A 10,813-nucleotide genomic window follows, 5' to 3' on the forward strand; every position below is an offset into this window, starting at 1 on the left:
CGCCACCGCACCGGTGGTGGCGGTGGCCTTCAGCGGCGGGCGCGACTCGCTCGCCTTGCTGCATGCCACGCTGCGCGCCGCGCAGCCGCTAGGACTTGGGGTGGCGGCGCTCCATGTGCACCACGGCCTGCAGCCGCAGGCTGATGCGTGGCTGCAGTCCGCGCAGGACCTGTGCCGCCGATGGCGGCATGCCGGCTGGCCACTGCGCCTGTACTGGCGCCGGCTGAGCGGTTCACCGGCGAGCGGCGACAGCATCGAAGCCTGGGCGCGCAGCGAACGCCGTCGTGCATTGGCCGAGTTGGCCACCGAGGCCGGGGCCTCGCTGCTGCTGCTGGCCCAGCACCGCCGTGACCAGGCGGAGACCTTCATGCTGCAGGCCTTGCGCGGCGCCGGGCCGCGCGGCCTGGCGGCGATGCCGCATTCGGTCGATCGCGGCGGCGTGTGCTGGGCGCGACCCTGGTTGGCTCAGCCGCGTGATGCCATTGACGCGTACATTGCGCGCTATCGACTGCGGCCGATCGAGGACCCGTCGAACACCGACCCGCGCTTCGCTCGCAACCGCCTGCGGCTGCAGGTCTGGCCGGCGCTCACGTCGGCCTTCCCGGAAGTCGAGCCTGCGCTGTGCCTGGCCGCCCAGCGCGCGGCGGAAGCGGACGCGGCGCTGCGCGAACTGGCAGCGCTGGATCTCGCAACCGTTGCGGACGCTGCCGGACTGCAGCGCGCCGCGTGGCTCGCGCTGTCGGCAGCCCGCCGCGCCAATGCGCTGCGCGCCTGGCTGGCAGCGCAACTGCCGCGGGGCGCTGCCGAAGCACTGCTGCATCGCCTGCTGGCCGAATGGCCGCAGCGCGCCAGCGGCGCATGGCCCGCGGGCCAGGGCCATGCGCTGGTGTCCTACCGCGGCGTGCTGCGGCTCGCGGTCGATGGCCAGGCGACGGGTCCGGTGTTGGCGATCGACCTGTCTCGCGGTGGCTGCATCCCGGTGCCTGGCTGGCACGGTGCCTGGCGGGTCGAGCGCGTCGAGCGCGGCGGCGTTGCCGTGGCGGCGCTGCAGCATGCCGAGATGCGCCCGCGCGCTGGCGGCGAGCAGTTCCAGCGCGCGCCCCGCACGCCGGCCCGCAGCCTGAAGAAGCAGTACCAGCTCGCGGCGGTTGCCGCCGACCAGCGCCAGGGACCCTTGCTGTGGCTCGCGGGCTGCCTGGCCTATGTGCCCGGCCTGGGCCTCGACGCCCGCCACATCGCGCCGCCCGGCGTGCCGCAATGCAGCCTGCGCTGGCTGCCGGAGCGCGCCGGCTAAAATCGCGGGTTCGCGTTCCGGGGCCGCGCGTATCTCGTGCCCCGACATCTCCCTTCGTCATGGCACTGATCGTTCACAAGTACGGCGGAACGTCGATGGGCTCGCCCGAGCGCATCAAGAGCGTCGCCAAGCGCGTCGCCAAGTGGGCCCGCGCCGGTCACCAGATGGTGGTCGTCCCTTCCGCGATGAGCGGTGAAACCAACCGCCTGCTGGGCCTGGCCAAGGAGCTGCAGCCGGCCCGCATGGACGAGGCCGCCATGCGCGAGCTGGACATGATCGCCGCCACCGGCGAGCAGGTGTCGGTCGGCCTGCTGGCGCTGGCGCTGCAGGCCGAGGGCATGCCCGCCGTCAGCTACACCGGCTGGCAGGTGCCGGTGAAGACCGATTCCTCCTACACCAAGGCGCGCATCGAGAGCATCGACGACGAACGCGTGCGGGCCGATCTGGCCGAAGGCAAGGTGGTGGTCATCACCGGCTTCCAGGGCATTGACGAAGAGGGCTCGATCACCACCCTGGGCCGTGGCGGCTCGGACACCTCGGCCGTCGCCGTGGCGGCCGCGATGAAGGCCGACGAGTGTCTGATCTACACCGACGTCGACGGCGTCTACACCACCGACCCGCGCGTGGTGCCGGAGGCGCGCCGCCTGCACACCATCAGCTTCGAAGAGATGCTGGAGATGGCGAGCCTGGGCTCCAAGGTGCTGCAGATCCGCTCGGTCGAGTTCGCCGGCAAGTACCGCGTGCCGCTGCGCGTGCTGTCGAGCTTCACCCCCTGGGACATCAACATCGATGAAGAGGCCCGCTCGGGCACGCTGATCACTTTCGAGGAAGACGAGAAGATGGAACAAGCCGTCGTGTCGGGCATCGCGTTCAACCGCGACGAAGCCAAGTTCACCGTGGTCGGCGTGCCGGACAAGCCCGGCATCGCCTACCAGATCCTGGGCACCGTGGCCGAGGCCAACATCGATGTCGACGTGATCGTGCAGAACGTGTCGCACGACGGCCGCACCGACTTCTCGTTCACCGTGCACCGCAACGACTACCAGCGCACGCTGGACCTGCTGAAGAACAGAATAGTGCCCGACACCGGCGCGACGCAGTTCACCAGCGATCCGAAGATCTGCAAGGTGTCCATCGTCGGCATCGGCATGAAGAGCCATGTCGGCGTGGCCGCCAAGATGTTCCGCACGCTCAGCGAAGAGGGCATCAACATCCAGATGATCACCACCAGCGAGATCAAGACCTCGGTGGTGCTCGACGAGAAGTACATGGAGCTGGCGGTGCGCGCGCTGCATCGCTCGTTCGGGCTGGACGCGCCCGAAGCTGCCGCGAATTGAGTTTAGAATCCGTTTCTGGCTTGGAGTCGTGACCGAGTGGCCGAAGGTGCTCCCCTGCTAAGGGAGTATGTGGGCAAAACCTGCATCGAGGGTTCGAATCCCTCCGACTCCGCCAACCCGCTGGCTGACGCGGGTCGGCTGCCCTCCCCGAACTTGGATTGACGTCTTGCCGGTCTGCGGTTCTTGCCCGCCGGCATCAATGGGGCTGTCCGTGTGGTTCGCTCTCGCCCTTGTGCCGGTGGCCGCTCGTCATCGTTGCTAGCGTTTCGGCCGCGCGCTGTCCTCAGGTGTCCGAGGTCTGCCGCTCGAGCGGCCAGTCGGCCGCCTTGCCCATCGCGCCGCGGGGCAACTGCTCACCCATGGTGTAGGCCTTTGGCCGTGCGGGCGCGCTGAGCCGGGACTCGGTCCAGCGCCAGAGTTCGGCGCGCAATCCATCGTGATCCGCGCCTGGCTTCGGAACGATGAAGGCCTTCAGGCGCGAACCCTCTTCGGGCGCCATCAGCCGCACCGCAGCGTCGGCCACCTGCGGGTGTGACAGCAGAACCTGACGAACCTGCGAAGGAAAGACGTTGGTGCCGCCCACCTGCACCGCTTCGTCGAGCCGGCCGCAGACCCTGAACGCCTGCGCCGACAGCCACTCGAGTCGATCGCCGATGGGATGCGAGCTGATTGTCCCGTCCGGGTTGGCGCGCAGCAGCCGTGCGTTGTCTTCGGGATCGCGCGACCAGAACGGCATCAGCCGGTACGGCGCCTCGGCGGCCTCGCGCGTGCCGATGCCGGCCGTCTCGGAACTGCCGTAGACCTGCGTCAGCCGGGTCAATCCGATCGCCTGGAGGGCCTCGGCGAGCTCGTCAGGGCAGGGGGCGGTGGAAGTGACGCCCTGGACACCGCTGGGCAGACGTCCTGCATGACGCGCCACGAGCGCCCAATGGGCAGGGTGGCTGATCAGCAGATCGCCGGGCCGCAGCATCTGCGCCAGCGCCTGTGGCGTGTGACGCCGGACATCCAGCAAGACTTCGCAGCCCAGCCGTGCTGGCAGCAGCACCGTGAAGAGGAAGCCGTAGATGTGGTGCGCCGGAACGGCGGCCAGCACCCGTAGCGTCCCGCTTGTCAGGCTCGCCAGATGATCGACTTCCTGTTGCAGCGTTGCCAGGGCGTGACTGCAGGGCTTGGCCTGGCCGGTGCTGCCGGACGTCCGAAACGTCAGGCGAGCGTCGAAGGCCCCCAGGCCTTCGGCAGCCACGTCCACCCACTCGCCAAAGAGCTGGCGCGCCAGCAGCAGGTCCTCAATGCCGCTTTCGTGCAGGTGCAGCGTTTCGCTGAGCGCCGACGCGACCGACAGCCGCTCCAGCGAGTCCAGGCCCAGGCCCTGCTCGTGCAGCGGCATGTCCGGTGCCCAGGGCGGCGGGGGCAGCGGGGCGCCGCCCGGCCGCAGACGGCCCACTTCATCGGCGATCAGGTCCGCGATGAAGCGTTCCAATGCGCCTGGCCTGGCGTACCAGGGCGTGTTCAGGCCAGCCTGCGACGCGCCGCCCACGTTCAGACCCGCTTGACGAAGATCCAGTACGAGCTGCTCGAGATGGCCCGCTTCATGTGGATCTTGACCTTGGTCGGCTTCATCTGGTGATCGAACACGTACTCGAACAGGGTGTTCAGGTTGTTCTCCCGAACGCCTTTGTCGAACACGCCCTTGAACTCGGGCCGGTTGGTGCAGGGCGCAACCTCGGTGAAGAAGTTCTTGCCGACCACGGCCTTGGGGTCACGGCCGGTGATGGCGCCCTCGACCGCGTTGTACTTGAGGATGCGGCCGCTGGCATCGAGCTCGATCGCGCCGAACGCGAGCCGATTCAGCTGCTCGTCGCTCATCTTGGCGAGCACGTTTTCGACGTCGGACTTGCCGAACCCTACGGTCTTCATCGGATTGGCGGCTTGCAGAGTGGTGTTCACTGGGGTACTTCCTTGGCGGTGTGAGAATGAAGGTTCGCGGCCCCAGGGGGCCGCTGAGGCGGTCCGTCTGCCTGGCGTGCTTATCGGCGCCGACAGCAGCCGCTGAAGGATTTCTTTCCGCCCCGGGGCACGATCGACGGCGAGGGGACGGAGTTCAAAGCCATGGCCTTGTTCATCACCGGGGATTGCACGGTTCGCTCGCTCCGCCGTCGTGAGGCGCTGACATGGCTGCTTGCCCCTGCGGCGGGCCCGGCGTGGGCCCAGCCGTCCGGTGGTTCGCCCGTGATGCTGCTGGTGCCTTTCGCGCCGGGGGGCATTGCCGACCTCACGGCTCGCGCGGTGGCAAGGGCGATGGCCGGCGTGCTGGGGCAGCCGGTGGTGGTGGACAACCGGCCCAGCGCGGGCAGCATCGTCGCCTCTCAGGCGGTGGCGCGCGCGGCGCCGGATGGCCACACGCTGCTGCTGATGAGCAACGCGCATGCCGTCAGTGCGGGGCTGTTCCGCACGCTGCCGTATGACGCGGTCAGGGACTTCGCGCCGATCGCGCTGCTGGCCAGTTTCGACCTGGCGTTCTTCGTCGCGGCCGAATCGCGCTTCGACAGCCTGAAGACCTGGCTTGCTCAGGCGCGTGCGCAACCGGGCAAGCTGACCATCGGCAGCATCACGCCGGGCAGCACCCAGCACCTGACGGCCGAGCTGCTCAAGGCCCGGGCCGGCATCGACGCCGTCGTGGTGCCCTACAAGGGCACACCCGCCGTGCTGACCGCGCTGCGCGCCGGCGAGATCGACCTGGCGGTCGAGATCCTCGCGCCCTGGCTGCCGCAGCTGCAGGCCAGGGCCGTGCGGGCGCTGGCGGTGGCCTCGGCCCAGCGCTGCAGCGCAGCGCCCGAGGTACCCACCCTGAAGGAACTGGGCGTCGCCGACGCCGAGGCCTCGTCCTGGAACGCGCTGGCCGCACCGGCCGGCACGCCGGCTGCCGTGGTGCAGCGCCTCAACCGCGCCGCCGATGTGGCGCTGCGCGATCCTGCCGTGCGCGCGCAGCTGCTGCCGCTGGGCGTGCGCCTGCACGGTGGCCCGCCGGAGCAGCTGCAGCACTGGCTGGCCCAGGAGATCCGCCACTGGGCCGCGGTGATGCGTTCGGCGAAGATCGAGCCGCAGTGAACCTCAAGCAACTCGAATACTTCGTGCACGTGGCCGAGCTGGGCAGCTTCAGCAAGGCCGCGCTGGTACTGGACATCGCGCAGCCCGCGCTGAGCCGCCAGGTGCGCGCGCTGGAGATCGACCTGCGCGAGACCCTGCTGCTGCGCAACGGTCGCGGCGTGGTGCTGACCGAGGCCGGCCAGCGCCTGTTCGAGCATGGCGTCGGCATCCTGCAGGCCGTGGCCCAGGCGCGGCAGGACATGGGCGCTTCGCGTGATGCCCCGGTCGGCCGCGTGACGATCGGCGTGCCGCCCACCATCGGCCGACAGCTGACCCTGCCGCTGATCGATGCCTTCAAGCGCCGCATGCCCGAGGCGCGGCTGGCCATCGTCGAGGGCCTGTCCAGCCACATCGTCGAGTGGATCACCACCGGCCGGGTCGACATCGGCCTGCTCTACAACCCCGATCCGCAGCCGGCGCTGGAAATCACCCCGGTGCTCGAGGAGCCGCTGTGCCTGGTGGCGCGGGCCGACCAGGCGCCGCCCTCGCGCGAGCCGGTGCCGCTGCGCCAGCTGGCCGGCCTGCCGATGATCATGCCGGAGCGCTCGCACGTGATCCGGCGGCTGCTCGAATCGCAGTCGGTGCTGATCGGCCTGAAGCTGGAGATCGCCTGGGAGGTGTCCAGCATCGCCGCGATCATCGACCTGGTCTGCGCCGGCTACGGCCATGCGGTGCTCACCGCCAGCGCGGTGGCCGCGTCCGGCCGGGCCGACGAACTGATGGCGCGCTCGCTGTGCGAGCCGTCGCTGTCCAGCGTGCTGTGCCTGGCGGTGTCGGCCCACAAGCGGCCCAGCCCGCTGATGCGCCAGACCATCCGCCTGCTCACCGACCTGGCGCGCGGCCTGCCGCAGGCCGCCGCCGCGCATTCCAAGCCTGGCTGAGCCGGCCGGCCATGCCGCGCTGCGATACCTGATATCGGAGCCTCCGGCTGGTCCGTGCCGGGTCCCGTCGCCAGAATGCAGCGCAACCAAGGGCCTGCGCATGAGCAACGCAATCACCGGCATTTCCTCGATGGCCACGCGCGCGCTGCTGGCCGAGCTGTGCGCTGCGTATGCGCGTGCCGGTGGCGGGGAGGTGGCGGTGGAATCGGTGGGCGGCGTCGACGCCGCGAAGCGCGTGCAGGCCGGCGAGGCCTTCGATGCCGTGTTCCTGGCCGCCGATGCGATCGACAAGCTGCTGGCCGCCGGCCACCTGCTGCCGGGCAGCCGGGTCGACCTGGTGCAGTCCGGCGTCGCGGTGGCGGTGCGCCAGGGCGCGCCGGCGCCGGACATCAGCAGCGAAGCCGCGGTGCGCGATGCCGTGGTGGCCGCGCGCAATGTAAGTTATTCGACCGGGCCCAGCGGCGTGCAGCTGGCCCGGCTGTTCGAGCGCTGGGGCATTGCGGACGTGATCCGCGATCGCATCGTGCAGGCGCCGCCTGGCGTGCCGGTGGGCACGCTGGTGGCGCGCGGCGAGGCCGAGCTGGGTTTCCAGCAGCTGAGCGAGTTGATGCACCTGAGCGGCATCCAGGTGCTGGGGCCGCTGCCGCCGGCGATCCAGATCCTCACCACCTTTTCCGCCGGCATCGGTGTGCACAGCCCGCGCGCCGATGCGGTGCGTGCGTTGCTGGCCTACCTGCGCACGCCGGCCGCCGCGGCCATCGTCCGCCGCCACGGCATGGAGCCCGCTTGAGGACCCGAAGGCCTGAACCCCAGGCCGCCAGAACAACCCGGAGAGCCCGATGATCATCGACGTGCATGGCCACTACACCACCGCGCCCAAGGCGCTGGAAGCCTGGCGCAACCGCCAGATCGCCGGCATCCAGGACCCGGCGCTGGCGCCCAAAGTGAGCGAGTTGAGCATCAGCGACGACGAGCTGCGCGAGTCGATCGAGACCAACCAGCTCGCGAAGATGAAGGAGCGCGGCAGCGACCTGACGATCTTCAGCCCGCGTGCCAGCTTCATGGCGCATCACATCGGCGACTTCCAGGTTTCCTCGACCTGGGCGGCGATCTGCAACGAGCTCTGCTTCCGCGTCAGCCAGCTGTTCCCGGATTCCTTCATCGGGGCCGCGATGCTGCCGCAGTCGCCGGGCGTCGATCCGAAGACCTGCCTGCCCGAGCTGGAGAAGTGCGTCACGCAGTACGGCTTCGTCGGCATCAACCTGAACCCGGACCCCTCGGGCGGCCACTGGACCAGCCCACCGCTGACCGACCGCCACTGGTACCCGATCTACGAGAAGATGGTCGAGCTGGACATCCCGGCGATGATCCATGTCAGCACCAGCTGCAACGCCTGCTTCCACACCACCGGCGCGCACTACATCAACGCCGACACCACCGCGGTGATGCAGCTGATCCAGGGCGACCTGTTCAAGGACTTCCCGACGCTGCGCTTCATCATCCCGCACGGCGGCGGCGCCGCACCCTACCACTGGGGCCGCTACCGCGGGCTGGCGCAGGAGATGAAGAAGCCGCTGCTGACGGACCACCTGCTGAAGAACATCTTCTTCGACACCTGCGTCTACCACCAGCCCGGCATCGACCTGCTGACCAAGGTGATCCCGGTCGAGAACATCCTGTTCGCCAGCGAGATGATCGGCGCGGTGCGCGGCATCGATCCCGAAACCGGCTTCTACTACGACGACACCAAGCGCTACATCGAGGCCTCCACATTGCTGACGCCCGCGCAGAAGCACCAGGTCTACGAGGGCAATGCCCGCCGCGTGTTCCCGCGCCTCGATGCGGCGCTCCAAGCCAAAGGACTGTGACCACCATGAGCCTGAACAACCTGGGCATCGTCAAGCGCAACATCGGCCGCGCCGACAAGGCCGCGGTCGAGGCGCTGTCGCGCTTCGGCTCGGCCACCGTGCATGAAGCCATGGGCCGCGTCGGCCTGATGAAGACCTACATGCGGCCGATCTACCCGTCGGCCGCCTGCTGCGGCACGGCCGTCACCGTGCTGCTGCAGCCTGGCGACAACTGGATGTTGCACGTGGCGGCCGAGCAGATCCAGCCCGGCGACGTGGTGGTGGCCGCCTGCACCACCGACAACGAAGACGGCTTCTTCGGCGACCTGCTGGCCACCAGCTTCCGTGCCCGCGGTGCCAAGGGCCTGGTGATCGACGGCGGCTGCCGCGACGTCAAGGACCTCACCGAGATGGGCTTCCCGGTGTTCAGCCGCGCGATCAGCAGCAAGGGCACCGTGAAGGCGACGCTGGGCTCGGTGAACATCCCGGTGGTGTGCGCCGGCGCGCTGGTGAACCCGGGCGACGTGGTGGTGGCCGATGTCGACGGTGTCGTCATCGTGCCGGCCGCGGTGGCCGGAAAGGTGGCCGAGGCCGCCGCGGCACGCGAGGCCAACGAAGCCGACAAGCGTGCCAAGCTGGCGTCCGGCGTGCTGGGCCTGGACATGTACAAGATGCGCGAGCCGCTGGCGGCCGCGGGCCTGAAGTACATCGACTGACCCTGCCGCGATGACCACCGACCCCAAGCGCTGGCACGTCGCGCTGATCGGCTACGGCGAGGTCGGCCGCATCCTGGCCGAGGACCTGCGCGCGCAGGGCGTCGCGGTCAGCGCGCATGACCTGAAGCTGGCCGACGAGCGCGGCCAGGCGTTGCGGGAACACGCGGCAGCGCATGGCGTGGCCCTGGCCGCTTCGCATGCGGCCACCGTGCGCGAGGCCGACCTGGTGGTCAGCGCCGTCACCGCCAGCCAGGCGGTGGCGGTGGCCGAGGCCTGCGCGCCAGGTCTGAAGCCGGGCGCCTTCTTCCTCGACTTCAACTCCGCCTCGCCCGGCGCCAAGATCCGTGCCGCCGGACTCGTGGACGCGGCAAATGGACGCTATGTCGAAGGCGCGGTGATGACCTCGCTGCCGCCGTACCGCATCCGCGTGCCGCTGCTGCTGGGCGGCGGCCATGCGGCGGCCTTGCTGTCGGGGCTGCAGGCGCTGGGCTTCCAGCCAAAGGTCGCCAGCGACAGGCTCGGCGTGGCCTCGGCCACCAAGATGTGCCGCAGCGTGATGATCAAGGGCCTGGAAGCGATGGTGATCGAGAGCTTCACCACCGCGCGGGCGTATGGCGTCGAGGACCAGGTGCTGGCCTCGCTGGCCGAGACTTTCCCCGGCATCGACTGGGAGAAGCAGGGCGCCTATTTCTTCCAGCGCGTCATCGAGCATGGCCGGCGCCGCGCGGAGGAAGTGCGCGAAGTGGCCGTCACCGTGCGCGAAGCGGGGCTGGAGCCCTGGTCGGCCGCCGGCACCGCCGAGCGCCAGGCCTGGGTGGCCGACCTGGCCGATGCCGGCGTGTTCGGCACCCGCGGCACGCCGGGCTTTGCCCGCAGCGCCGACTGGCGCACCGAGGCTGACCGCCTGCTGGCGGCAAGGTCGAAAAAGGAGTGAGATGAGCTTCACCAAGACACCCGGCTGGCTGGACTGGTACAGCGGCCCTGCCAAGCCGCGCTTCCAGCTGCCGCCCGGCAGCGTCGACGCGCATTGCCATGTGTTCGGCCCCGGCGACGAGTTCCCGTTCGCGCCCGAGCGCAAGTACACGCCCTGCGACGCGTCGAAGCAGCAGCTGTTCGCGTTGCGCGACCATCTGGGCTTTGCACGCAATGTGATCGTCCAGGCGACCTGCCATGGCGCCGACAACCGCGCGATGATCGATGCCTGCATCGCCTCCGGCGGCAAGGCGCGCGGCGTGGCCACGGTACGGCGCACGGTCAGCGACGCCGAGCTGCAACAGATGCACGCGGCCGGCGTGCGCGGCGTGCGCTTCAACTTCGTCAAGCGCCTGGTCGACTTCACGCCCAAGGACGAGCTGATGGAGATTGCCGGCCGTATTGCGGCCTTCGGCTGGCATGTGGTGATCTACTTCGAGGCGGTGGACCTGCCCGAGCTGTGGGACTTCTTCACCGCACTGCCCACCACCGTGGTCGTCGACCACATGGGCCGGCCGGACGTGAGCAAGCCGGTCGACGGGCCCGAGTTCGCGCTGTTCGAGCGCTTCATGCGCGAGCATCCGAACGTCTGGTCCAAGGTCAGCTGCCCCGAGCGACT

The 10,813-nt window shown here is 69.6% G+C and carries 11 protein-coding genes and 1 tRNA gene; 10 read left to right on the plus strand and 2 right to left on the minus strand.

Annotated elements, in window-relative coordinates:
- The 3 genes from tilS to ACILR4_RS28420 all read left to right on the plus strand — a co-directional run.
- The coding region (gene tilS / locus ACILR4_RS28410; RefSeq protein WP_395704255.1) for a tRNA lysidine(34) synthetase TilS at positions 1 to 1,294 on the plus strand (1,294 nt) is incomplete at its 5' end.
- 59 nt (positions 1,295 to 1,353) lie between these two features.
- Positions 1,354 to 2,631: an aspartate kinase gene (locus ACILR4_RS28415; RefSeq protein WP_395704256.1), complete on the plus strand. Its 1,278-nt coding sequence runs from the start codon at positions 1,354 to 1,356 to the stop codon at positions 2,629 to 2,631.
- 22 nt (positions 2,632 to 2,653) lie between these two features.
- A tRNA-Ser gene (locus ACILR4_RS28420) sits at positions 2,654 to 2,746 on the plus strand.
- A 168-nt stretch (positions 2,747 to 2,914) separates the two neighbouring features.
- Here ACILR4_RS28420 and pcl read toward each other — a convergent pair.
- Both pcl and pyp read right to left on the minus strand, forming a co-directional pair.
- Positions 2,915 to 4,111 carry a 4-coumarate--CoA ligase gene (pcl, locus tag ACILR4_RS28425; protein WP_395704257.1) on the minus strand — a complete coding sequence of 399 codons (1,197 nt, stop codon included), beginning with the start codon at positions 4,109 to 4,111 and terminating at the stop codon, positions 2,915 to 2,917.
- 59 nt (positions 4,112 to 4,170) lie between these two features.
- Positions 4,171 to 4,578, minus strand: coding sequence for a photoactive yellow protein (gene pyp, locus ACILR4_RS28430; RefSeq protein WP_395704258.1), 408 nt, complete (start codon positions 4,576 to 4,578; stop codon positions 4,171 to 4,173).
- A 285-nt stretch (positions 4,579 to 4,863) separates the two neighbouring features.
- Here pyp and ACILR4_RS28435 point away from each other — a divergent pair, with 285 nt between their 5' ends.
- The 7 genes from ACILR4_RS28435 to ACILR4_RS28465 all read left to right on the plus strand — a co-directional run.
- On the plus strand, positions 4,864 to 5,739 hold the full coding sequence (locus ACILR4_RS28435) for a tripartite tricarboxylate transporter substrate-binding protein (protein ID WP_395704259.1): 876 nt from the start codon (positions 4,864 to 4,866) through the stop codon (positions 5,737 to 5,739).
- Positions 5,736 to 6,659: a LysR substrate-binding domain-containing protein gene (locus ACILR4_RS28440; RefSeq protein ID WP_395704260.1), complete on the plus strand. Its 924-nt coding sequence runs from the start codon at positions 5,736 to 5,738 to the stop codon at positions 6,657 to 6,659. Before ACILR4_RS28435 ends, ACILR4_RS28440 begins: the two co-directional genes overlap by 4 nt.
- A gap of 100 nt (positions 6,660 to 6,759) precedes the next feature.
- Entirely contained in the window at positions 6,760 to 7,449 is a 690-nt protein-coding gene (locus ACILR4_RS28445; protein WP_395704261.1) for a substrate-binding domain-containing protein, read from the plus strand.
- Between the two features lie 49 nt (positions 7,450 to 7,498).
- Entirely contained in the window at positions 7,499 to 8,527 is a 1,029-nt protein-coding gene (locus ACILR4_RS28450) for an amidohydrolase family protein (RefSeq protein WP_395704262.1), read from the plus strand.
- A gap of 5 nt (positions 8,528 to 8,532) precedes the next feature.
- Entirely contained in the window at positions 8,533 to 9,222 is a 690-nt protein-coding gene (ligK, locus tag ACILR4_RS28455) for a 4-carboxy-4-hydroxy-2-oxoadipate aldolase/oxaloacetate decarboxylase (RefSeq protein WP_395704263.1), read from the plus strand.
- A gap of 10 nt (positions 9,223 to 9,232) precedes the next feature.
- Positions 9,233 to 10,156: a DUF1932 domain-containing protein gene (locus ACILR4_RS28460; protein ID WP_395704264.1), complete on the plus strand. Its 924-nt coding sequence runs from the start codon at positions 9,233 to 9,235 to the stop codon at positions 10,154 to 10,156.
- 1 nt (position 10,157) lies between these two features.
- A partial coding sequence (locus tag ACILR4_RS28465) for an amidohydrolase family protein (protein WP_395704265.1) occupies positions 10,158 to 10,813 on the plus strand: 656 nt, incomplete at its 3' end.

This window comes from Aquabacterium sp., assembly GCF_044226965.1.
Lineage (GTDB): Bacteria > Pseudomonadota > Gammaproteobacteria > Burkholderiales > Burkholderiaceae_C > Pseudaquabacterium.